The organism is Rugamonas aquatica, from assembly GCF_009380215.1.
GTDB lineage: Bacteria > Pseudomonadota > Gammaproteobacteria > Burkholderiales > Burkholderiaceae_D > Rugamonas > Rugamonas aquatica_B.
In genome coordinates, this window is the sequence record NZ_WHUG01000001.1 from 15,487 (window position 1) to 37,491 (window position 22,005).

24 protein-coding genes and 2 tRNA genes are annotated in these 22,005 nt (G+C 60.9%); 14 read left to right on the forward strand and 12 right to left on the reverse strand.

Annotation, left to right across the window (positions count from 1 at the left end):
- Positions 1-48: 48 nt before the first annotated feature.
- Complete coding sequence (locus GEV02_RS00095) at positions 49-624, forward strand: PEP-CTERM sorting domain-containing protein (RefSeq protein ID WP_152835957.1); 576 nt, start codon at positions 49-51, stop codon at positions 622-624.
- A gap of 75 nt (positions 625-699) precedes the next feature.
- On the opposite strand, the gene GEV02_RS00100 is transcribed toward GEV02_RS00095, so the two are convergent.
- The 3 genes from GEV02_RS00100 to GEV02_RS00110 all read right to left on the reverse strand — a co-directional run bounded on the left by GEV02_RS00100 (position 700) and on the right by GEV02_RS00110 (position 4,556).
- The gene (locus tag GEV02_RS00100) at positions 700-1,650 is read right to left on the reverse strand and encodes a hypothetical protein (RefSeq protein ID WP_174998954.1); all 951 of its coding nucleotides are present in this window, start codon (positions 1,648-1,650) and stop codon (positions 700-702) included.
- 101 nt (positions 1,651-1,751) lie between these two features.
- Complete coding sequence (locus tag GEV02_RS00105; protein ID WP_152835958.1) at positions 1,752-2,636, reverse strand: flagellin N-terminal helical domain-containing protein; 885 nt, start codon at positions 2,634-2,636, stop codon at positions 1,752-1,754.
- 291 nt (positions 2,637-2,927) lie between these two features.
- Complete coding sequence (locus tag GEV02_RS00110; RefSeq protein ID WP_152836684.1) at positions 2,928-4,556, reverse strand: electron transfer flavoprotein-ubiquinone oxidoreductase; 1,629 nt, start codon at positions 4,554-4,556, stop codon at positions 2,928-2,930.
- Between the two features lie 252 nt (positions 4,557-4,808).
- On the opposite strand from GEV02_RS00110, the gene GEV02_RS00115 reads away from it, so the two are divergent.
- Entirely contained in the window at positions 4,809-5,585 is a 777-nt protein-coding gene (locus GEV02_RS00115) for an SDR family oxidoreductase (RefSeq protein ID WP_008449440.1), read from the forward strand.
- A gap of 4 nt (positions 5,586-5,589) precedes the next feature.
- Here GEV02_RS00115 and GEV02_RS00120 read toward each other — a convergent pair whose 3' ends face one another.
- Positions 5,590-6,150, reverse strand: a complete 561-nt coding sequence (locus GEV02_RS00120; protein ID WP_008449438.1) for a LuxR C-terminal-related transcriptional regulator — start codon at positions 6,148-6,150, stop codon at positions 5,590-5,592.
- Positions 6,151-6,278: 128 nt separating this feature from the next.
- Between GEV02_RS00120 and GEV02_RS00125 the strand changes: the two genes are divergently transcribed.
- Positions 6,279-6,977 carry a CoA transferase subunit A gene (locus GEV02_RS00125; RefSeq protein ID WP_008449436.1) on the forward strand — a complete coding sequence of 233 codons (699 nt, stop codon included), beginning with the start codon at positions 6,279-6,281 and terminating at the stop codon, positions 6,975-6,977.
- A 21-nt stretch (positions 6,978-6,998) separates the two neighbouring features.
- On the forward strand, positions 6,999-7,649 hold the full coding sequence (locus tag GEV02_RS00130; protein WP_152835959.1) for a CoA transferase subunit B: 651 nt from the start codon (positions 6,999-7,001) through the stop codon (positions 7,647-7,649).
- 66 nt (positions 7,650-7,715) lie between these two features.
- On the opposite strand, the gene GEV02_RS00135 is transcribed toward GEV02_RS00130, so the two are convergent.
- From GEV02_RS00135 to GEV02_RS00145, 3 genes are all read right to left on the reverse strand, one after another.
- Entirely contained in the window at positions 7,716-8,354 is a 639-nt protein-coding gene (locus GEV02_RS00135; RefSeq protein ID WP_152835960.1) for a M949_RS01915 family surface polysaccharide biosynthesis protein, read from the reverse strand.
- 72 nt (positions 8,355-8,426) lie between these two features.
- Positions 8,427-9,764, reverse strand: a complete 1,338-nt coding sequence (locus GEV02_RS00140; protein ID WP_152836685.1) for a dicarboxylate/amino acid:cation symporter — start codon at positions 9,762-9,764, stop codon at positions 8,427-8,429.
- A 72-nt stretch (positions 9,765-9,836) separates the two neighbouring features.
- Positions 9,837-10,631 carry a 3-hydroxybutyrate dehydrogenase gene (locus tag GEV02_RS00145; RefSeq protein WP_152835961.1) on the reverse strand — a complete coding sequence of 265 codons (795 nt, stop codon included), beginning with the start codon at positions 10,629-10,631 and terminating at the stop codon, positions 9,837-9,839.
- A 134-nt stretch (positions 10,632-10,765) separates the two neighbouring features.
- Here GEV02_RS00145 and GEV02_RS00150 point away from each other — a divergent pair, with 134 nt between their 5' ends.
- From GEV02_RS00150 to GEV02_RS00160, 3 genes are read left to right on the forward strand one after another with little or no spacing between them, the layout of a single operon-like run.
- Complete coding sequence (locus tag GEV02_RS00150; RefSeq protein ID WP_152835962.1) at positions 10,766-11,644, forward strand: alpha/beta fold hydrolase; 879 nt, start codon at positions 10,766-10,768, stop codon at positions 11,642-11,644.
- Between the two features lie 16 nt (positions 11,645-11,660).
- Positions 11,661-12,011 carry a RidA family protein gene (locus GEV02_RS00155; protein WP_152835963.1) on the forward strand — a complete coding sequence of 117 codons (351 nt, stop codon included), beginning with the start codon at positions 11,661-11,663 and terminating at the stop codon, positions 12,009-12,011.
- A 7-nt stretch (positions 12,012-12,018) separates the two neighbouring features.
- On the forward strand, positions 12,019-14,271 hold the full coding sequence (locus tag GEV02_RS00160) for a RelA/SpoT family protein (protein WP_152835964.1): 2,253 nt from the start codon (positions 12,019-12,021) through the stop codon (positions 14,269-14,271).
- Here the strand turns inward: GEV02_RS00160 and gstA are convergent.
- Positions 14,268-14,876 carry a glutathione transferase GstA gene (gene gstA / locus GEV02_RS00165; protein ID WP_152835965.1) on the reverse strand — a complete coding sequence of 203 codons (609 nt, stop codon included), beginning with the start codon at positions 14,874-14,876 and terminating at the stop codon, positions 14,268-14,270. The two genes, GEV02_RS00160 and gstA, sit on opposite strands and share 4 nt — an antisense overlap.
- A 93-nt stretch (positions 14,877-14,969) precedes the next feature.
- Between gstA and GEV02_RS00170 the strand changes: the two genes are divergently transcribed.
- Complete coding sequence (locus GEV02_RS00170) at positions 14,970-15,839, forward strand: LysR family transcriptional regulator (protein WP_152835966.1); 870 nt, start codon at positions 14,970-14,972, stop codon at positions 15,837-15,839.
- On the opposite strand, the gene GEV02_RS00175 is transcribed toward GEV02_RS00170, so the two are convergent.
- From GEV02_RS00175 to GEV02_RS00190, 4 genes are all read right to left on the reverse strand, one after another.
- On the reverse strand, positions 15,829-16,470 hold the full coding sequence (locus tag GEV02_RS00175) for a CatA-like O-acetyltransferase (protein ID WP_008449415.1): 642 nt from the start codon (positions 16,468-16,470) through the stop codon (positions 15,829-15,831). The genes GEV02_RS00170 and GEV02_RS00175 overlap by 11 nt on opposite strands.
- A gap of 7 nt (positions 16,471-16,477) precedes the next feature.
- On the reverse strand, positions 16,478-16,909 hold the full coding sequence (locus GEV02_RS00180; RefSeq protein WP_152835967.1) for a type II toxin-antitoxin system VapC family toxin: 432 nt from the start codon (positions 16,907-16,909) through the stop codon (positions 16,478-16,480).
- Positions 16,910-16,911: 2 nt separating this feature from the next.
- The gene (locus GEV02_RS00185; RefSeq protein ID WP_152835968.1) at positions 16,912-17,118 is read right to left on the reverse strand and encodes a FitA-like ribbon-helix-helix domain-containing protein; all 207 of its coding nucleotides are present in this window, start codon (positions 17,116-17,118) and stop codon (positions 16,912-16,914) included.
- A 63-nt stretch (positions 17,119-17,181) separates the two neighbouring features.
- Positions 17,182-18,126, reverse strand: a complete 945-nt coding sequence (locus GEV02_RS00190; RefSeq protein ID WP_152835969.1) for a cation diffusion facilitator family transporter — start codon at positions 18,124-18,126, stop codon at positions 17,182-17,184.
- 141 nt (positions 18,127-18,267) lie between these two features.
- On the opposite strand from GEV02_RS00190, the gene GEV02_RS00195 reads away from it, so the two are divergent.
- From GEV02_RS00195 to rplT, 6 genes are all read left to right on the forward strand, one after another.
- Positions 18,268-18,344: transfer RNA gene (locus GEV02_RS00195), tRNA-Val, on the forward strand.
- 57 nt (positions 18,345-18,401) lie between these two features.
- Positions 18,402-18,478: transfer RNA gene (locus GEV02_RS00200), tRNA-Val, on the forward strand.
- A gap of 197 nt (positions 18,479-18,675) precedes the next feature.
- The gene (gene thrS, locus GEV02_RS00205; RefSeq protein ID WP_152800595.1) at positions 18,676-20,583 is read left to right on the forward strand and encodes a threonine--tRNA ligase; all 1,908 of its coding nucleotides are present in this window, start codon (positions 18,676-18,678) and stop codon (positions 20,581-20,583) included.
- A 19-nt stretch (positions 20,584-20,602) separates the two neighbouring features.
- Positions 20,603-21,142 carry a translation initiation factor IF-3 gene (gene infC / locus GEV02_RS00210; RefSeq protein ID WP_071658961.1) on the forward strand — a complete coding sequence of 180 codons (540 nt, stop codon included), beginning with the start codon at positions 20,603-20,605 and terminating at the stop codon, positions 21,140-21,142.
- Between the two features lie 210 nt (positions 21,143-21,352).
- The gene (gene rpmI / locus GEV02_RS00215; protein WP_008449407.1) at positions 21,353-21,550 is read left to right on the forward strand and encodes a 50S ribosomal protein L35; all 198 of its coding nucleotides are present in this window, start codon (positions 21,353-21,355) and stop codon (positions 21,548-21,550) included.
- A gap of 23 nt (positions 21,551-21,573) precedes the next feature.
- Complete coding sequence (rplT, locus tag GEV02_RS00220; RefSeq protein ID WP_008449404.1) at positions 21,574-21,933, forward strand: 50S ribosomal protein L20; 360 nt, start codon at positions 21,574-21,576, stop codon at positions 21,931-21,933.
- The last annotated feature ends 72 nt before the right edge of the window (positions 21,934-22,005 follow it).

Below are 22,005 nucleotides of genomic sequence, written 5' to 3' on the forward strand. Positions count from 1 at the left end.
ATCTTTTCATCATCCCCAACCGTAGTACCACACTGAAAGAGCCGAAAAATGAGAAATCTGAAATTTGTGCGCGCTTTGATGTTCTTTGCCGCTGTTGCCGCGGCGCTTGCCGGGGGCGCCGCCCAAGCGGCCGATAGTACCAAGGTGGTCAACGTTGCCGGGATACAGAGCTACGATCTGTACGGTGAAGCGGGCAATACCGTCATCGAATTGAACCTGGGCGCACTGGCCCACATCACCAGCATCACCTGGAACGTCAACTACACCGCCTTCGATCCCAGCTGGCTGTCTGACATGGAAGTGCACTTCAGCCCCAGCGCAGGCAACGACGGCGTGGTATTCACCCCGAGTTTGACTCAAGAAGCCGGCTCCGAGCATTCCGAAGGCAGCGCCAACCTGGTGGACCTGGGCCTGGATTTCAAAGTGGGCGCCGACGGCAAGCTGCGCATCGAATTCAGCGAAAATTATAAGGACCTGAACCCAGGCGAGGCCGACGGCCAGTGGGATTCGGGCAGCTTCACCATCGGCTATGTCAGCGCCGTGCCGGAGCCTTCGAGCTACGCCATGATGTTGCTGGGCCTGGTGGCAGTGGGCGCGATCGCCCGTCGTCGTCAAAACAGCTAAACAGTTTACGGCCTTAACAGGCCATGAAAGAACCCGCCCGGCGGCAGCGCTCGGCGGGTTTTTTTATGGCCGGGCTCAGGCCGTCTCGGTGAACAGCTCGTCCGGCGGCATCGGCTGCGACAGCAGCACGGCCAGCTCGGCCATCGCCTTGAAGATGGCCTGGGTCAGCGCCGCCGTGTGCAGGCGGGTAGGGTGGGAGTGCTCGCCGCTGGACGGCGGCAGTTCGCGCCGCAGGCGGCAGCGCAAGATCGTCAGGCCGGAGCGGCTGACCGTGGCCGCCAGCTGCGGCAGCATCTCGCGCATGTGCTGCATGGCCGAGGTCTGCGCCGCGCCCACTTCCAGCACCACGCCGTTGCCGGTGGCCGGCTCCATCTGGATCACCACCCGGCCCACGCCCGGCAGCATCAGTTCCAGCCGCAGCGCCACGCGCGAACGGCGGCGGCGGTTGCCGCGCTCCTGTTCCTCGTCATCCTTGACGATGACCTTCAATACCAGCCGCTCGGCGCCCCAGGCGTAGACGGCAAAGCGCCACGGTTCCATCTCCGTCACCAGCGGCAGGCCGGGACGGCCGTCGCGCATCGCGGAGGGCGTGTGGTCGGCCATGAACAGGCTGGACGGTACATGCTGGCCGCTGGCCTGTTCCAGCCAGGCGGCGCGTTGTTCGCCGTAGGTGCGCACCATGACCTGCCAGGAGGCGGCCATCATCTGGGTGTCGGGCGGTTGCCAGACCAGCTGGCGCGATAAAAAGACCTGGTTGGGCCGCATCGCGGCCGGGTCGGCGCCGTTCGGCACCTCGGCCAGGGCGGCGGCCAGCGCCTCGACGCCGGAATGCGGCAGGGGCATGCCTTCCGGGCCGTCGAGCAGCACGCCGATGGCGCCGGGGCCGCTCGGGGCCAGCGGGCCGACCGGATAGTCGGCATCGAACGGCACTTCGCCGGGCGCGCGCGCAACCGGGCCTGGCTGCGTGGGCTGCCGGTCCGGGATGCCCAGCGGGCGGGAAGTAGGTCCGATGCGGTCTAAAGCCATCAAGCTCGCTCTCGAAAAAATCCGATGAAAAAAAAGCCAACCGATACTCCGGTTGGCTCCTTGTGTTCCTGACCCGCGAGCAGATCAGGAAGGCGCTACGATTATTGCAGCAAGGACATAACCAGGGACGACGTGCTGTTCGATTGTTTCAACATGGCGGTACCAGCTTGCAGCAGCATCTGGCTGGAGGTCATGTTCGACGATTCAGCGGCGAAGTCGGTATCCATGATACGGCCAGTTGCAGCTTTGGTGTTGGTCGAAATGTTCGACAAGTTGTTGTAGATGTGGTCCAGACGGTTAGCGGCTGCACCCAGCGACGAACGGATCGAACCGACTGCGTCCAGCGCGTCGGAGATGTTCTTGATCGAGGTGCCTGCAGCGGTAGCACCGGCTGCCTGGTTGGCGCCCGATACTTCGGCGCCGGCGGTTGCCGATGGGGTGGTGTACTGGGCGCTGACGGCGGTCAGTGCGTTTTCCAGCGTGGTGCCCATGTCGGTGCTCAGGTCAACGGTCATGGTTTCGGTTTTGCTGGCGCCGATCTGGAACTGCATCGAACCGGCGATGGTGCCGCCTTTCAGCAGAGCTTGGCCGCCGAAAGTGGTGTTGTTCATGATGTTGTTCAGTTCTTTACCCAGTGCATCGTATTCCGATTGCAGAGCGGTCTGGTCGGTGGCGGAGGACGATTGGTCGGCTGCCTGGGTGGCCAGATCTTTCATGCGAACCAGCATGTTGGTGACTTCGTCAAACGCGCCTTCGGCGGTTTGCAGCATCGAGATCGAGTTCTGGGTGTTGCGCATGGCCATGGCCATACCGCTGGTCTGTGCTTTCAGACGGGTTGCAATTTGCAGGCCCGCAGCATCGTCCATGGCCGAATTGACACGGAAACCGGTGCTCAGGCGGGTCTGCGAGTTCGACAGCGCCATCTGGGTGCGGGAGATCGAGTTCTGTGCGGAAAGGGCCGCAGCGTTAGTGTGAAGGCTCAGCATGAAATAACTCCTGGTAGGTGGATTCAGTTCGGAGCAACGGATCCTTTGTGCTCTCCCAAGTACAAGACGACCATATCTGGGAGGACATTAAATGCTTTGTGGAAATTTCTAAAATATTTTCTAACGGGGACCCGGTAAAGCCCATTCCAGCCCGGTGTGCGGCCTTTCCACGGCTCGATTATGGTCCGGTTTTGCGATGTTGGCACAAAAAAAGTGTTCCAAATTGTTCCCCGGATAAAAAAACAGCGCGTCCCGGAGGACGCGCTGTGGTGATTTTGTTGCTTTTCAGTCTTACATATTTGGATAGTTCGGGCCGCCGCCGCCTTCCGGCGTCACCCAGACGATGTTCTGGGTCGGATCCTTGATATCGCAGGTCTTGCAGTGCACGCAGTTCTGGGCGTTGATCTGCAGGCGGTCCGCGCCTTCGTCGGTCTTGACGAATTCGTAGACGCCGGCAGGGCAGTAGCGCGCTTCCGGACCGGCGTACTGGGCCAGGTTGACATCCACCGGCACGCTCGGATTTTTCAACGTCAGGTGGATCGGCTGGTCTTCGGCGTGGTTGGTGTTGGAAATGAACACCGACGACAGGCGGTCGAAGGTCAGCTTGCCGTCCGGCTTGGGATAGCTGATCGGCGCGAACTGCGACGCCGGTTTCAGGCATTCGTGGTCGGCGTGGCTGTGGTGCAGCGTCCATGGCGCCTTGCCGCGGAACACCAGCTGGTCGATGCCGGTCATCAGCGAACCGAGGTACAGGCCCTTGTTCAGCCAAGGCTTGACGTTGCGCGCCACGTGCAGTTCTTCATGCAGCCAGGATTTTTCAAACGCGACCGGGTAGGTGGCCAGCTCATCGTGCTGACGGCTGGCGCCCAGCGCTTCGAATACCGACTCGGCGGCCAGCATGCCGGACTTGATCGCCGCGTGGCTGCCCTTGATGCGGCTCATATTGAGGAAGCCGGCGTCGCAGCCGATCAGCGCGCCGCCCGGGAAGACCAGCTTGGGCAGCGATTGCAGGCCGCCGGCGGTGATCGCGCGGGCGCCGTAGGAAATGCGCTTGCCGCCCTCGAAGAAGGTCTTGATGGCCGGGTGGGTCTTGTAGCGCTGGAATTCCTCGTACGGCGACAGATAAGGATTCTCGTAGTTCAGGCCGACCACGTAGCCGACCATGACCTGGTTGTTTTCCAGGTGGTACAGGAAGGAGCCGCCGTAAGTCTTGCTGTCCAGCGGCCAGCCGGTGGTGTGGACCACCAGGCCGGGCTGGTGCTTGGCCGGATCGATTTCCCACAGTTCCTTGATGCCGATGCCGTAGGATTGCGGATCCTTGCCCTTGTTCAGGTCGTACTTGGCCATCAGCTGCTTGCCCAGGTGGCCGCGCGCGCCTTCGGCGAACAGCGTGTACTTGCCGTGCAGTTCCATACCCAGCTGGAAGTCCGAGCCGGCTTCGCCGTCGCGCTTGACGCCCATATTGCCGGTGGCGACGCCCTTGACGGAGCCGTCGTCGTTGTACAGGATTTCAGCGGCAGGGAAGCCCGGGAAGATTTCCACGCCCAGCGCCTCGGCCTGCTGGCCCAGCCAGCGCACCACGTTGCCCAGCGAGATCACATAGTTGCCGTGGTTTTCAAAACAGGCCGGCAGCAGGAAGTTCGGGGTCTTGATGGCCTTGGTTTCGGTCAGGAACAGCACGCGGTCTTCGGTGACTTCGGTGTTGAGCGGCGCGCCTTTTTCCTTCCAGTCTGGGATCAGCTCGGTCAGGGCCTTCGGGTCCATCACCGCGCCGGACAGGATGTGGGCGCCCAGTTCTCCGCCTTTTTCCAGCACGACGACCGACACTTCCTGGCCTTTTTCCGCGGCCAGTTGCTTGATCTTGATGGCCGCCGACAAGCCCGCCGGGCCGCCGCCGACGATCACGACGTCATACTCCATCGCGTCGCGCGGACCGTACTGTTCTACTAGATTTTGTGGCTGTGTCATGGTCTGTTCTTATAGTGGTCAATAAGGAGGGAAGAAAATTTAAGCACGAGTGTGCTTCTTTTTCGTCCGAAATGCAATGTGGGCGCCATTTTGAGGGACATTATTAGACACTGCAATCTAATACTGGCAATTTGTGTAATCATAACGAGACGACAGCCTGGCTGTCGGCAATTCGTCACTTATACCAAACACTAGGAGTAGCTCGTGGGCATAGAAGTTAACTTTGAGGGAAAAATTGCGCTGATCACCGGCGCCTCCAGCGGTCTCGGAGCCCGGTTTGCCAAAGTGCTGGCCCAGGCCGGCGCCCAGGTGGTGCTGGCGTCGCGCCGCACCGAGCGCCTGAAGGAATTACGCGCCGAAATCGAGGCCGACGGCGGCGCCGCCCATGTGGTCAGCCTGGACGTGACCGACTACGCCAGCATCAAGTCGGCCATCGCCCATGCCGAGACCGAGGCCGGACCGATCGACATCCTGGTCAACAACTCGGGCGTGTCGACCACCCAGCGCCTGGTCGATGTCACGCCGGAAGACTACGCTTTTGTCATGGACACCAATCTGCGCGGCGCCTTCTTCGTGGCCCAGCAGACCGCCAAGCGCATGATCGCGCGCGCCAAGGGCGACCCGGGCAAGCAGCACCGCATCATCAACATCGCCTCGGTGGCGGGCTTGCGGGTGCTGCCGCAGATCGGCGTGTATTGCATGAGCAAGGCCGGCGTGGTGCAGATGACCAAGGCCATGGCGGTGGAGTGGGGCAAGTACGGCATCAACACCAACGCCATCTGCCCGGGCTATATCTCGACCGAGATCAACGAGGAATACTTCGCCAGCGAACAGGGCCAGAAGCTGATCAATATGCTGCCGCGCAAGCGTCCGGGCAAGCCGGAAGACCTGGACGGCCTGCTGTTGCTGCTGGCCGGCGAGGATTCCAGCTTCATCAACGGCGCGATTATTTCGGCCGATGACGGCATGACCGCAACGTAACAGCTTAGAGTTGGAGGCCGACCAGCTTGTGGACCAGTTCCGACGAGGTGGCGGCCGAGAACTTGCGCATCAGCTTGGCGCGGTGCATTTCCACCGTGCGCGGGCTGAGGTCGATCTGGCGGGCGATGGTCTTGCTGGTCTTGCCTTCGACCAGCAAGGCGGCGATTTCGCGCTCGCGCGGCGTCAGCTCGGCCGTGACCGGGCGTTTTTCGCTGACATCCTCGAAGGTCCAGATGCCCGGCCCCAGCGGCTCGGACGCCTTCATCGAATGGCCGGTGACGTGGCACCAGAACAATTCGCCGTTGGCGCGGCGCATGATGCGCTCGTCTGAATAGCGGCCCTTGGCGTTCATGATGGGGATGATGCGGTCGCCGGTGCGCAGGAACTCGTCCATGGTCGGGTACAGCACCAGGAAGGACAAGCCCTCCAGCTGCGCGCGGGTGTGGCCGAACATCGCGGCCAGCGCCTCGTTGCAGGACTGGATGACGCGGTTTTCCGAGATGCACATGCCGACCGGCGCGTGCAGGAAAATGGATTCGTAATCGATGACCGGAGCGTTGTTCATGTGTGGGGGCGGCAGGTAGTTCTACGGTATTGTGCTTTTGATTTGCGTATTCTATGCTGAGACGCCTCGTCGCTAGTGCATTTAACAATGTTAGCAACGGATTTAGCAACAAACTATAAGGGACACCCATGAATAAAATCTATCCTGACGCCGCCGCCGCGCTGGCGGGCGTCGTACAAAACGGGCAAACCATCGCCGTCGGCGGCTTCGGCCTGTGCGGCATTCCCGAGGCACTGATCGGCGCGCTGCGCGATTCCGGCGTCACCGGCCTGACCGCGATCTCCAACAACGCCGGCGTGGACGGCTTCGGCCTCGGCCAGCTGCTGGAAACCCGCCAGATTAAAAAAATGATCGCTTCCTACGTGGGCGAAAACAAAGAGTTCGCGCGCCAGTACCTGGCCGGCGAGCTGGAGCTGGAATTCACGCCGCAAGGCACGCTGGCCGAGAAGCTGCGCGCCGGCGGCGCCGGCATCCCGGCCTTCTTCACCAAGACCGGCGTCGGCACCATCGTCGCCGAGGGCAAGGAAATCCGCGAATTCGACGGCGAGCAATATGTGATGGAACGCAGCCTGGTGGCCGACGTGGCCCTGGTCAAAGCCTGGAAGGCCGACAAGGCCGGCAACCTGGTGTTCCGCAAGACCGCGCGCAACTTCAACCCGAATGCCGCGATGGCCGGCAAGATCACCATCGTCGAAGTCGAGCAGCTGGTGGAAATCGGCGAGATCGACCCGGACGCCGTGCATCTGCCGAGCATCTTCGTGCACCGCATCGTGGTCAACGCCACGCCGGAAAAACGCATCGAGCAGCGCACCGTGCGCGCCAACTAAGAACAACGGAGAACACATATCATGGCATGGACTCGTGACGAAATGGCCGCGCGCGCGGCGAAGGAATTGCAGGACGGTTACTACGTCAACCTCGGCATCGGCTTGCCGACGCTGGTGGCGAACTACGTACCGGCCGGCATGGAAGTGTTTCTGCAATCGGAGAACGGCTTGCTGGGCATCGGCCCGTTCCCGACCGACGATGAAGTCGACGCCGACCTGATCAACGCCGGCAAGCAGACCGTGACGGCGCTGCCCGGCGCGGCCTACTTCAGCTCGGCCGACTCGTTCGGCATGATCCGCGGCGGCAAGATCAACCTGGCGATCCTGGGCGCGATGCAGGTGTCGGAAAAAGGCGATCTGGCCAACTGGATGATCCCGGGCAAAATGGTCAAGGGCATGGGCGGCGCGATGGACCTGGTGGCCGGCGTCAAGCGGGTGGTGGTGCTGATGGAGCACGTCGCCACCGCCAAGGACGGCTCGACTTCGCACAAGCTGCTCAAGCAATGCGACCTGCCGCTGACCGGCGTCGGCGTGGTGGACTTGATCGTCACCGACCTCGGCGTGATGGAAGTGACCGACAAGGGCTTGAAGCTGACCGAGCTGGCGCCCGGCGTCACCAAGGCGCAGATCCAGGAAGCGACCGGCGTGGAGCTGGATACCTCGGCCGTGTAAAGCTGGATTCGCAAGCAACAAGGCACGCCGCGGCGTGCCTTTTTTTATGCGGCCGGCGCAGCGTTTTCATTCACGGCGGCGGGCGATGGTTTTCCAGATCGCGTCCATATGCCGCTTGTAGGCGGCGTTGGCTGGTTGCAGCAGGGCGGCGTCGTATTGCCGCTTGCCTTGCAGCGCAGGCGCGTGGTCGTGAAACTCCAGCTCGCCGCGTATCGCCAGCTTGGTGGCGCCTTCGCGCAGGATCACCTTGACGGTGGAATAGTCGACGCCGCCGCTGCAAAACAGTTTATACGGTATGGTGACTTCACTACGGCCGTCGTGGTTCAGGTCGGTGATGCTGATGTCGGAGAGGAAGAATTCGGCGTTGTGGTCCAGGATGGGGCAATCGACATTGTCGCGCACGGTCCACTCGACCCGCCAGCGCCCATCCCTGTTGCCGTAATAGGTGGCGGCCAGTTCGAGATAGTCTTCGTCGCTGTCGGCATTTTGCATTTGCGAGGGGCCGGCCTTGCGGCTCAGCACCAGCAGATGTTCGCCGTCGCGGTCGTCGACGCGCCTGGCCTCGACCAGCTTGCCGCTATAGGCGACGTGGCGCGCGGCCAGATAAGCCGCGTCGACCTTGGGCGCCGGCTCGGCGGCGCCGGCGATGCCGCAGCCCAGCCATAGCAGGGCGGCGGTCTTGATGCGCAGGGAGTTGGGTTTCATGCCTTGAATATATATGAAAACGCCCCGCAAGCCGTTGTGCGGCGTGCGGGGCGCGGGTCGGGCGATGGCTGGTCAGTGCGCGTGGCGCGTCAGCGGCTGCAGGTCGGGATCGGTCACGGTCGAGCCGGGATTGTTCAGCTCCTTGTGCAGCGTGTCATGGTTCAGCTCTTTTTCCCAGTGCGAGACCACCACCGAGGCCACGCCGTTGCCGACGAAGTTGGTCAGCGCGCGGCATTCGCTCATGAAGCGGTCGATGCCCAGGATCAGCGCCATGCCCGCCACCGGGATGGTCGGCACGACGGCCAGCGTCGCCGCCAGCGTGATGAAGCCGGCGCCGGTGATGCCCGATGCACCCTTCGAGGTCAGCATCGCCACGCCGAGGATGGTCAGTTCCTGCGTCAGGGTCAGGTCGGTGTTGGTGGCCTGGGCCACGAACAGGGCGGCCATGGTCATGTAGATGTTGGTGCCGTCCAGATTGAACGAGTAGCCGGTCGGAACCACCAGGCCGACGACGGACTTGGAGCAGCCCAGGCGTTCCAGCTTGGTCATCAGCGAAGGCAGGGCGCTTTCCGACGAGCTGGTGCCCAGTACGATCAGCAGTTCTTCCTTGATGTAGGCGATGAACTTGAAGATCGAGAAGCCGGTCAGGCGGGCCACGGTGCCCAGCACCACTACCACGAACAGGCCGCAGGTCAGGTAGAAGCAGCCCATCAGCGTGGCCAGCGGTTTCAGCGAGGCGATGCCGTATTTGCCGATGGTGAAGGCCATCGCGCCGAACGCGCCGATCGGGGCGACTTTCATGACGATGCCGACCACGCCGAAGATGGCCGACGACAGGTCGTCGATCAGCTTGGTGACCGGCTTGCCGCGCTCACCCAGCAGCGACAGCGAGAAACCGAACAGGATGGCGATCAGCAGCACTTGCAGGATGTCGCCCTTGGCGAAGGCATCGATCACAGTGTTCGGGATGATGTTCATCACGAAGTCGATGGTCGACTGGTGCTTGGCTTTTTCGGTGAATTCGGCGATGGACTTGGTGTCGAGCGTGGCCGGGTCGGCGTTGAAGCCGGCGCCTGGGCGCACGATGTTGGCGACGAACAGGCCGATCACCAGCGCGAAGGTGGAGACCACCTCGAAGTACAACAGCGCCTTGCCGCCGACGCGGCCGATCTTTTTAACGTCCTGCATGCCGGCGATGCCGGAGACCACGGTGCAGAAAATCACCGGCGCGATGATCATCTTGATGAGCTTGATAAAGCCGTCGCCAAGCGGTTTCATCGCGACGGCGTCGGATGGGTAGAAGATGCCTAGCAGGATGCCGCAGGCGATGGCGAACAACACCTGCACATAGAGAATTTTGTAGAACGGCTTTTTCACGGGGTCTCCTCGCGTTTCTGGTGAGGAGACCATCATCCGTCAAAATATCAGACATCACTATTGTGGTTAACCGCATTCACAACTGTGATATCTCTTATGTAAGACTTATTGAGCGACCCAGCCGCCGTCCATATTCCATGCCACGCCGCGCACCTGTTTCGCGGCGTCGCTGCACAGGAACACGGCCAGCGCGCCCAGCTCTTCCGGCGTGACGAATTCGCCGGATGGCTGCTTGTCGGCCAGCAGCGCTTTCTTGGCGTCCTCGTTGCTGATGCTGTCCTTGGCGGCGCGGGCGTCGACCTGTTTCTGCACCAGCGGCGTCAGCACGAAGCCGGGGCAGATGGCGTTGACGGTGACGCCGGTGGTGGCGGTCTCCAGCGCGGCGGCCTTGGTCAGCCCGATCAGGCCATGCTTGGCGGCGACATAGGCCGACTTGCCGGCCGAAGCCACCAGCCCGTGGGTGGACGCCAGGTTGATGATGCGGCCCCAGTTGTTGGCGCGCATGCGCGGCAGCACCAGCCGCGACGTATGGAACGCAGAAGTCAGATTGATGGCGATGATGGCGTCCCATTTCTCGACCGGAAAGTCTTCGACATTGGTCACGTGCTGGATGCCGGCGTTGTTGACCAGCACATCGACGCCGCCGAACTTGTCGCCGGCGAAGGCGATCATGTTCTCGATCTCGGCCGGCTTGGACATGTCGGCGTTGTGATACGCGACCTGCACGCCGAATTCCTTGGCCAGGTCAACTTGCAGTTGGGCGATCTCGGCGGCGTCGCCGAAGCCGTTCAGCAGCACGTGGGCGCCTTCTGCCGCCAGCGTGCGGGCGATGCCCAGGCCGATGCCGGAGGTGGAGCCTGTCACCAGCGCCGTCTTGCCGCTCAAAGTCTTGTTTGCCATAGTGTCCTCTGGAGGGTTGGAGATTAAAGTCCTGCTGCGCTACACTTCGGTAGGATTTTAAGCGTAACGCCCGGTAAAATGGTATTTCTGAACATCATTACATAAAACACTATAAAAACCACCAAGGAAGCCGCATGTTCGAAGCAAAAATAAAGTCTGTTCAATGTCTGTCTCTGGCTGGTTTGCACCGCATGTCTTACAAGGAATGGGGTGATGAGAGCAACCCCAACGTACTGATGTGCGTGCACGGCGTGACCCGCGTCGGCGACGATTTCGACGCCATGGCGCGCGCGCTGGCCAATGACTATCGCGTGATCTGCCCCGACGTCGTCGGCCGCGGCCGTTCCGATTGGCTGAAGAATCCGCAGCTGTACCGCATTCCCCAGTATGTCAGCGACATCGTCACGCTGCTGGCGCGCGTGCTGCCCGACGGTGAAAAATCCAGCGTCGACTGGTTCGGCACGTCGATGGGCGGCTTGATTGGTCTCGGCCTGGCCTCGCTGCCGGACAATCCGGTCCGCAAGCTGATCCTCAACGACATCGGCCCGGTGCTGGCGCCGATGGCGTTGCAGCGCATCGGCGACTACATCGGCCAGGATCTGCGCTTCAACACCTTCGATGAGGCGGCCAAGTTCATCCGCGACGTCTCGCTGACCTTCGGCGAGCACACCGAGGAGGAATGGCATAAACTGGCGACCGACGTGCTGCGCCAGGATAAAGACGGCAAATGGGTGCGCCACTACGATATGGGCCTGGCCTTGCCGTTCCGCTCGGCGACGCCGGAATCGGCCGAAGCCGATGAGGCGATGCTGTGGGCCGCCTACGATGCGATCCGCTGCCCGACCTTGCTGGTGCGCGGCGCCGAGTCCGACCTGCTGTCGCCGGAAACCGCGGCCCTGATGACCCAGCGCGGCCCGAAAGCCCAGCTGGTGGAAATCGCCGGTGTCGGCCACGCGCCGACCTTCATCCACGACGACCAGATCGCGATAGTTAAGCAATTCCTGTTGGGTTAATGTAAAGAAGAAAAGTATGGAAATCAAACGACTGCATGTAGGCAAACGCCTGTCCGAAGTGGCCATCCACAACGGCACCGTCTATCTGGCTGGCCAGATCGCCGACGACAAAACGCAGGACATCAAAGGCCAGACCCGCGAAGTGCTGGGCCACGTCGACCGCCTGCTGGCCGAGGCCGGCAGCGACAAGACCTGCATCCTCAGCACCACCATCTACATCGCCGACCTGGCCGATTTCGCCGGCATGAACGAAGAGTGGGACGCCTGGGTGCCGAGCGGCCACACGCCGCCGCGCGCCACGGTGGAAGCCAAACTGGCCGATCCGGCATGGCGCGTGGAGATCATCGTCGTCGCGGCGCAGCGCTAGGGGCATCATGGTTTCTATCACCGCGCTTACGAGCGTCACGTCGGAGCAGCTGGTCCAGGGCCTGTCGCCCGACGATAGCGCGCGCATGCTGGCGGCGCTGGATTTCGCCAGCGATGCCTACGGCGACAAGGTCTGCGTCAGCGGCCAGCCAGCTATCGACTTCGCCGTCGGCGTGGCCAGCACGCTGGCCTTTATGCGTACCGACGTCGAGACCCGCATCGCCGGCCTGATGTTCGAACTGACCCTGCTCGACACGGCGCAAGCACCCATCATCGAACCGCGTTTCGGCCATGACGTCAGCGAGCTGGTGGCCGGCGTGCGCCAGCTGATACGGTTGCGCGAACTGACGCAAACCCAGGGCCCGCAAGGCGCCGCTTCACGCGGCCGCAACGCCGCGCAGATGGCGGTGGCGCAAGTCGAAACGCTGCGCAAGATGCTGCTGGCGATGGCCTCGGACATGCGCGTGGTGCTGGTGCGCCTGGCGTCCTGCGTGACGACCTTGCGCTACTTCGCCGACATCAAGCTGTTCAACGACATGACCTGCGCCTACGGCCGCGAAACGCTGGACCTGTACGCGCCGCTGGCCAACCGCCTGGGGATCTGGCAGCTCAAGTGGGAGCTGGAGGATCTGTCGTTCCGCTTCATCGAGCCGGAAGCCTACAAGCGCATCGCCAAGATGCTGGAAGAGAAGCGCATGATGCGCGAGGGTTTCGTCACCTCGTCGATCGCGCGCCTGCAATCGGAAATGTCGGCGGCCGGCATCCAGGCCGAAGTGTTCGGACGGCCCAAGCACATCTACTCCATCTGGAGCAAGATGAAGGGCAAGGAGCTGGACTTCACCGACCTGTACGACGTGCGCGCCTTCCGCGTGATCGTGGCCGACGTCAAGACCTGCTACACGGTGCTGGGCGTGGTGCACAACATCTGGACGCCGATCCCGAAAGAATTCGACGACTACATCTCGCGGCCGAAATCGAACGGCTACCAGTCGCTGCACACGGTGGTGACGGCGGAAGACGGCCGGCCGCTGGAAGTGCAGATCCGCACGCAGGAGATGCACGGCTTCGCCGAGTACGGCGTGGCGGCGCACTGGCGCTACAAGGAGGCCGGCGGTTCCAACTTCGCCGGCCAGAAGTACGACGAGAAAATCGCCTGGCTGCGTCAGCTGCTGGCGTGGAAGACCGATGTCGCCGATGCGGTGGTCGGGCAGGAAGAGCAGCAGCGCGAGTGGGTGGAGAAGCTCAAGTCCGCCGCGCTGGATGACCGCATCTTCGTGCTGACGCCGCAGGCGCGGGTGCTGGAACTGCCGGTCGGCGCAACGCCGGTCGACTTCGCCTATCACCTGCACAGCGATGTCGGCCACCGCTGCCGTGGCGCGCGCGTCGATGGCGTGATGGTGCCGCTGAACACGCCGCTGAAAAACGGCCAGACCTGCGAGATCATCACCGCCAAGGGCGCGCCGGGCACGGCGGGTCCGTCGCGCGACTGGCTCAGCGATGAGTACACGGTGGCCACGCGCACGCGCTCCAAGATCCGCGCCTGGTTCCACGCCATCGACATGCAGGAAACGCTGTCGCACGGCCGCGCGATGGTGGAGAAATCCCTGCAGCGCGAAGGCAAGACGGCGGTCAACCTGGAAGCGCTGGCTAACAAGCTGGGCTTCGCCAAGGTGGACGATCTGTTCCTGTCGGTGGGCAAGGATGAGTTCAGTCTGCGCCATGTCGAGCAGGCGCTGCACGACACGGGTGAACCGACCGAGCCGGAAGACGCGGTGGTGCTGGGCAAGAGCAAGGCATCGAGCGTGGACCAGGGCGCCAAGTCGGGCGTGCTGGTGGTCGGCACCGATGGCTTGATGACGCAGCTGGCCAAGTGCTGCAAGCCGGCGCCGCCGGATGGCATCGTCGGCTTCGTTACGCGCGGCAAGGGGGTTTCGATCCACCGCACCACGTGCAAGAACTTCGCCGAGATGCGCGCCAAGGCGCCGGAGCGGGTGATCGTGACCGAGTGGGGCCGTGCCGGATCGGACACGGTCTACCCGGTTGACATCTTCATCCTGGCGGGCGACCGTCAGGGCCTGCTGCGCGATATTTCGGAGATTTTCTCGCGCGAGAAAATCAACGTCATCGGCGTCAACACGCAGAGCGCGAAAGGCTTTGCGCGCATGACCTTCACGGCCGAGATCGGCGCGACCGCGCAGCTGCAGAAAGCGCTGAACGCCATCGCCGAAGTCGGCGGCGTGCAGGAAGCCCGCCGCGCTTAACCAGCTTCGGCTTCGGCCCGCAGCGCCGCCTGCACCGAGGGGCGGGCGGCGATGCGGCTTTCGTAGGCGGCGACCGCCGGCCACTGGTTCAGGCTAATGTCGAAGAACTTGAACCAGCCCAGCACCGTGTACAGGTAGGCGTCGGCGATGCTGAACTTTTCGCCCAGCAGATAGGCTTGGCGCTGCAGCGTGGTTTCCAGCAGCGCCACGCGCTTCGCCAGTTTGTCGCGGAAGATGGCGCGTGCCGCTTCCGGCAAGGCGCTGTTGAACAGCGGCGCGGCGCCGGCATGGATCTCGCTGCTGATGAAGCCCAGCCATTCCTGCAGCCGCACGCGCTGCCAGCTGCCCTGCGGCGGCGCCAGTTCCGCCGTCGGCTTCAAGTCCGCCAGGTATTGCACGATGGCCGAGCCCTCGGTCAGCACTTCTCCATTCCCCAGTTCCAGCGCCGCGACATAGCCCTTCGGGTTGATGCTGCGGAAGTCCCTGCCGTCGGCGGTCAGCTTGGTTTGATTGTCGACGCGTATCAGTTCATAGGCCAGCCCCAGTTCCTGCAACACGATGTGTGGCGAGAGCGAGCAGGTGTGCGGTGCGAAATATAGCTTCATGTCGGATTCCATAAAAATGATGAGTCCTCACTGTAGGCATCCGCTGCCTGGCTGTAAAATTAATGCTCCATAAACCAGGTATCAGGTTTTCTAATGATGAATTTGTCCCATTGGCGCGTGCTGGTTGCGGCTGTGGACGCCGGCAATATCTCGCGGGCGGCGGAGCAGGTTGGCATCACGCAGTCGGGCGCCAGCCAGGCGATCGCTCAGATGGAGGCGTCGCTGGGTGCGCCGTTGCTGGTGCGCGATCGACGCGCAGTCGGTGTCACCGCGTTCGGCGAACAGGTGGTTGGGCATGCGCGCGCGATGCTGGCGCAGTTCGATGCGATCCGTTCGCTGTCGCACGCCGCGCAAGGCTTGCATGCGGGCCGCATCCGGCTGGCCAGTTTCCCGTCCGTGCTGACGACGGTGTTGCCGCCTTTGCTGAGCGCCTTCAAGCGCAGCCATCCCGGCATTGATGTCGTGGCGCTGGAGGGTACGGACGAGGAAGTCGAGCAATGGCTGGCGGCCGATACGATAGAGCTGGGCGTGGTGCTGAATCCGGCGCCGCAGCGGCAGGCGGTCATCATCGGGCGCGACGCGTGGGTGGCGGTGCTGCCGTCCCATCATGCGCTGGGACGCCGTTCAAGCGAGCAGGGCGTGGCGCTGGATGAACTGGCGGGCCAGCCTTTCGTGTTGGCGACCGGCGGCTGCGAGGTCAACGCGCGTAGCCTGGTCAGGCAGGAGGGCTTGATGTTGTCGGATATTCGCGTCACGGTGCGTGATCTCGGCAGTGCGGCGGTGCTGGTGAGGGAAGGGCTGGGCCTGTCCATCATTCCCGAATCCGCGCTGCCGGAAGACAGGCGCGGCCTGCGCGTCATGCAATTGGAGCCGCGCCAGTATCGGGAGTTTGGCCTTGTCAGTTCGCAGGCGGGTAGCGCATCGGCCGCCGTGCAAACTTTTCTTGATGGTCTTAGCCGATGATGTGCGCCGCCCGCGCCGCGATGGCCTGGGCCAGCAGGTGCACGTGGTAGCCGTCGACGAAGCCATGGTGGGCCAGTACCGACATGTTCACGCTTAACTTGCCATCGTCGCGCGGATCGCTGAAGCGGCCCCAGGCCAGCGATGGAATGTCGTAGCTCTTGTGCTGATAGATCGGATGTTCGATCGCCACCAGCTTCAGCCACGGCATGCAGGTGATGTGGACGTTGCGCCTTTTGTCCAGCGGGCTCAGCGCTTCGGTGCTGTTGACCAGCACATCGCTGGATTCGGCGAACTTTTTCGCCTCCAGGCTGCGCGCGACGAATTCGCGCAGATCCGACGAACGCTGGAAGCGCGCGAAGTTCAAGTTGTTGTCCTGGTTGAGCACGGTGTACGAGGCCATGAAATCATCGATCTTGATGACCTCGCCCTCAAAGACGCGGTACATGAAGTTGTCGATCTCCTTGAGCGAGTTGAGTACGCAGTACAGGAAGACATGGAACGGCGGCAGCTGGTTCGCTTTGCAGAAAGGCCGAAAGTCCGGCACTTCCAGTTCGAAGCTCAGGTTGACCAGCGGGTTTTCAAAGGAAGCAAAGGCGTTGTATCGGTCGCGGCGTTTTTCAAAATTGTGCATGTAGGATCTAGCTGAATGGATTAAGTATTTTTAAATTGGGTGTGCGTGAAAATGCATCGCCTTTGTCGCGTGTAACCACGACCAAGTCATAAATTAAAGCGATCGCCGCGATTTGCTTGTCGATCGTATGAGGATCTTTCTGATCGCTGGAAAGCAGGGAGCCCCACATGCGGGCTGCCTCAATGTCGAACTTCAAAATGTGCTCGCCGAACTCGGCTAGCACACGATCCAGCCAAAGCTCGTACTTTTCAGCCCGTTGCATGGCCTGTGTGCCTCCGGCGCGGCGCAACTTCGAGATGCCAGCCTGAATTTCGCCTATTACTTGGGGCGGTAAAAATAAGGCGCTGCTCTCTGCGGCGGCGAAGAACTGTATTACGCCCGCATTGGCCTTCTTGCCCTTGCAGTACTCGGAAAGCACGTTTGTATCAATCAAAAACATTGCTACCTGAGGTCAAACAGATCGTCATCGCCAAAGTAGGGCATCTCAGCCAGAGCTTCTTTGAAAGAACGCTTCTTCGGATGTTTGATCAGATGAGCACGCAGAATCTCGCGATGTTCAGCTTCCGCGCTACGCCCATTGGCCGCCGCCGAGCGTTTTAGCGCATCAACGATCTCATCGTCCAGATCACGAACCAGTAACTGCGACATGGTCTGCCTCTTAGAGTGATATCACTGATAGCAGTATAAGCAGGACGCCCCGCATTGCAAGCATTACTGCGATGCGACTTCAGCCTGCAGGGTGATGTGGTCGATGCCATGCTTTTCCAGCAGCATGGCTTTGATGGCGTGCAGGATGTCGGGCCAGCGGGCGAGGTCGTCGATCTCGACATGGCCGATCAATGCCGGCTGGCCTGGCGACATGTCCCACACGTGCAGGTCGTGCACCGAGCGCACGCCGTCGATCTGTTCCAGGTCGGCACCCACCTCCATATAGTCGATGTGGTCGGGCACGCCTTCCATCAGGAAGTGATAGGACTCGCGCAGCACGTCGATGGTGGACTTTAAAATCAGCAGCGCGACAAAGATCGACAGCAGCGGATCGATCTGCATCCAGCCCGTGTAATAGATGACGGCGCCGGCGATCAGCGCGGCCACCGAACCCAGCAAGTCGCCGATGACATTCACCAGCGCGGCGCGCGTATTCATATTGCTGTCGCCACGGGACAGTATGTAGGCCAGCACCAGGTTGATGAGCAGGCCGATGCCGGCGACGATGAAGACCGTGCCGCCCTGCACCTGCTGCGGTTGCGAGAAGCGTTGCACCGCCTCGTAACCGATCCAGCCCACCAGCAACAACAGCACCAGGCTGTTGACGAAAGCGGCCAGCGCCTCGGCGCGGCCGAAGCCGAAGGAATGGCGCGCCGACGGCGGCCGCTTGGCGATCAACTGCGCCAGCAAGGCCAGGCCCAGCGCGGCGGCGTCCGTCACCATGTGGCCGGCGTCGGAAATCAAGGCCAGCGAATTGGACATGAAGCCCGTCACGACTTCGACGACAGCGAATCCCAGCGTCAACGCCAGTGACCACGCCAGCACCGATTGGCTGCGCTGTATATTGAAGTGCACATGTTTGGCGTCGCCGTCGCGGTGCTCGTGCAGGTGGGCGGACGGGGAGGGGGGCAGCTCTACGCTAGTACTGGCGCGGGTTTCGGCTTGCATCGGCTTCTTGTTGAGGTGGGAACAGCCATAGTTTAATGGATGCGGCCAAGTCGCGTATCGCATCGTCATAGTGCATTTTGTAAATGTTTCCGAATTATGCCCTTGTTTTTCTTCGAATCGCTCTCTATAATGCTGGTCTTCGGGCGGTTAGTTCAGCTGGTTAGAATACTTGGTCGACATCCAAGGGGTCGCAGATTCGAATTCTGCACCGCCCACCAGATTACGTAGCACAGTAGTAAAAGCGCAGTAAAATAGCAGTATTGAGTAGTACCCCCGGGCGGTTAGTTCAGCTGGTTAGAATACTTGGTCGACATCCAAGGGGTCGCAGATTCGAATTCTGCACCGCCCACCAGAACATGTAAGAGCGAGAAAGGCAATCCGGTTATGACACCGCGAACTACTACCAAGCTTTGGGAGTGACGCTAGTCGATCGGGATTCTTTTGCTCAAAAAAAGAGAAAACGCGGCTAGCCCGCGTTTTTTTTCGTCCGCGTTTTTATTATCATTTGTTGTACCACTACCCGGCGCCCGCGCCTAAATGGAGATCGTTATGCTTTCAGTTCGCCTTCCTGATGGTTCTGCCCGTGAATTCGACGGCCCAGTCACCGTTGCACAAGTGGCGTCCAGCATCGCAACCAGCCTGGGCAAGGCCGCACTGGCCGGCAAGGTTGATGGCAAAGTGGTGGATACCTCTTTCCTGATCGAGAAAGATTCCGATCTGGCCATCATCACCGATAAGGACCCTGAAGGTCTGGACGTGATCCGCCACTCGACCGCCCACTTGCTGGCCTACGCCGTCAAGGAGCTGTTCCCTGATGCGCAAGTGACCATCGGCCCGGTCATCGAAAACGGTTTCTACTACGACTTCTCGTACAAGCGTCCGTTCACGCCTGACGATCTGGTTGCGATTGAAAAGAAAATGGCCGAGCTGGCCAAGAAGGATGAGCCGGTCACTCGCAAGGTGCTGCCGCGCGACGAGGCGGTTGCCTACTTCAAGTCCATCGGCGAGGCCTACAAGGCCGAGATCATCTCGTCGATTCCTGCCGATCAGGATGTGTCGCTGTACACCGAAGGCAGCTTCACCGACTTGTGCCGCGGCCCGCACGTGCCATCGACCGGCAAGCTGAAAGTATTCAAGCTGATGAAGCTGGCCGGCGCCTACTGGCGCGGCGACAGCAAGAACGAAATGCTGCAGCGTGTGTACGGCACCGCCTGGGTCAAGAAAGAAGATCAAGAACAATACCTGTTCCAGCTGGAAGAGGCGGAAAAGCGCGACCACCGCAAGCTGGGCAAGCAGCTGGACTTCTTCCACTTCCAGGACGAGGCGCCGGGCCTGGTGTTCTGGCACCCGAAGGGCTGGACCATCTGGCAGCAGGTTGAGCAATACATGCGCAACAAATACCAGGTCAATGGCTATCAGGAAGTCAAGGCGCCGCAGATTCTGGATTCCAGCCTGTGGGGCAAGACCGGCCACTGGGACAACTACCGCGAAAACATGTTCGTGACGGAGTCGGAAAACCGCTCCTACGCGCTGAAGCCGATGAACTGCCCGGGCCACGTGCAGATCTTCAACAGCAATATGCGTTCGTACCGCGACCTGCCGCTGCGCTACGGCGAGTTCGGCCAGTGCCACCGCAACGAGCCTTCGGGCGCGCTGCACGGCATCATGCGCGTGCGCGGTTTCACCCAGGACGACGGCCACATCTTCTGCACCGAAGAGCAGATCGAGCCGGAAGTCGTGGCTTTCCACACGCAAGCGATGGAAGTCTACAAGGACTTCGACTTCAATAACATCGAAGTCAAGCTGGCGCTGCGTCCGGACAACCGCATCGGCACCGACGAAGTCTGGGATGAGGCCGAGGATGCGCTGCGCTCGGGTCTGCGCGCCTGCGGCGTGACCTGGACCGAATTGCCGGGCGAGGGCGCGTTCTATGGTCCGAAGATCGAGTACCACCTGAAGGATTCGCTGGGCCGCCCATGGCAGGTCGGCACGATGCAGGTCGACTTCTTCATGCCGGAGCGTCTGGGCGCCGAGTACGTGGCGGCCGACAACAGCCGCCAGGTGCCGGTCATGCTGCACCGTGCGATCGTTGGTTCGATGGAGCGCTTCATCGGCATCCTGATCGAGAACTACGCGGGCGCCTTGCCGGCATGGTTGGCGCCGGTGCAAGTGTCGGTGTTGAACATCTCCGATTCGCAGGCCGAATATGTGGCGCAAGTGGCTGAAAAGCTGCGCCGGAGCGGGTTCCGCGTGCAGACCGATTTGCGCAACGAGAAAATAACCTATAAAATACGTGAACATTCCGTCCAAAAACTGCCCTACATCCTTGTAGTCGGCGATAAAGAGCGGGATGCCAACACCGTAGCTGTGCGGGCACGGGGTAATGTCGATTTGGGCGTCATGTCCATCGATGCCCTGATCGAGCGACTGCAGCAAGATGTCGCCAACAAAGCCTGATCGCACAGTTCTTCATTAGATTTTAAAAGGAATCACCATAGCTACTGACAAGTCGCATCGCATCAATGGCGAAATCACTGCCCCTGAAATGCGTTTAAGTGGGGTCGATAACGAGCCTCTCGGTATCGTGAGTTTGGCCGAAGCCTTCCGCCTGGCGGAAGAAGCAAACGTCGACCTGGTCGAGATCGCGCCTACCGCGGTCCCGCCGGTCTGCCGTTTGATGGACTACGGCAAATTCAAGTATTCGGAGCAGAAGAAGGCTCACGAAGCGAAATTGAAGCAGAAAATCATCGCCGTGAAGGAAGTCAAATTCCGTCCGGGTACCGATGACGGCGACTACAATATCAAGCTGCGTAACCTCATCAAGTTCCTCGATGAAGGCGATAAAACCAAGATCACGCTGCGTTTCCGCGGCCGTGAAATGGCGCACCAGGATATTGGCTTCCGCATGCTGGAACGTCTGAAAGCCGATCTGGAGCCTTACGGCCAGGTCGAGCAGTTCCCGAAGATGGAAGGCCGCCAGATGATCATGGTGCTGTCTCCGAAGAAAAAGAAGTAATCCTGCTGTAACGGCAAGATAAGAGGCGCTGCGGCGCCTCTTATAATTTGTGGTGCAGAATTGCAGCAACTGGTCTATAATTGTCGGCTGTTGTAATGTAGTGGACTCGCATCTGCTGCAAAAACAAGTGAAAGCAGGCATCTAAGCGTGACGTAGTGTCACCACCTGCAATCCTGTTTGATATGGAGCTACCCAAGAGGGTAGATTGCTATGCCAAAAATGAAAACCAAAAGCTCCGCGAAAAAACGTTTTCGCGTGCGTCCAGGTGGTACTGTTAAATCGGGTATGGCGTTCAAACGCCACATTCTGACCAAGAAGACCACCAAAAACAAACGTCAGCTGCGCGGCACCCGTAACATCAACGCTTCGGATGTAACGTCCGTCATGCGTATGATGCCAACCGCTTAATCTCACACTTTTAAGGAGTTACTATGCCTAGAGTAAAACGTGGGGTTACAGCTCGTGCCCGTCATAAAAAAGTATTAAACCTGGCCAAAGGCTACCGCGGTCGTCGTAGCAAGGTATACCGTATTGCCAAGCAAGCAGTTATGCGCGCTGGCCAATACGCTTACCGCGACCGTCGTAACAAGAAGCGCGTCTTCCGCCGTCTGTGGATCGCTCGTATCAACGCTGCTTCCCGTGAGCATGGCGTTACCTACAGCGTCTTCATGAATGGTCTGAAGAAAGCTTCGATCGAACTGGACCGTAAAGTCCTGGCCGATATGGCAGTGATGGACAAGCCAGCGTTCGCTGCGATTGTCAACGCTGTGAAAGCAAAAATCGCTGCTTAATACGCAATGATTAGACGCCGTATCCCGGTCACGGGATAACGACTGAGAACGGGGCAAAGGTATATACCTGTG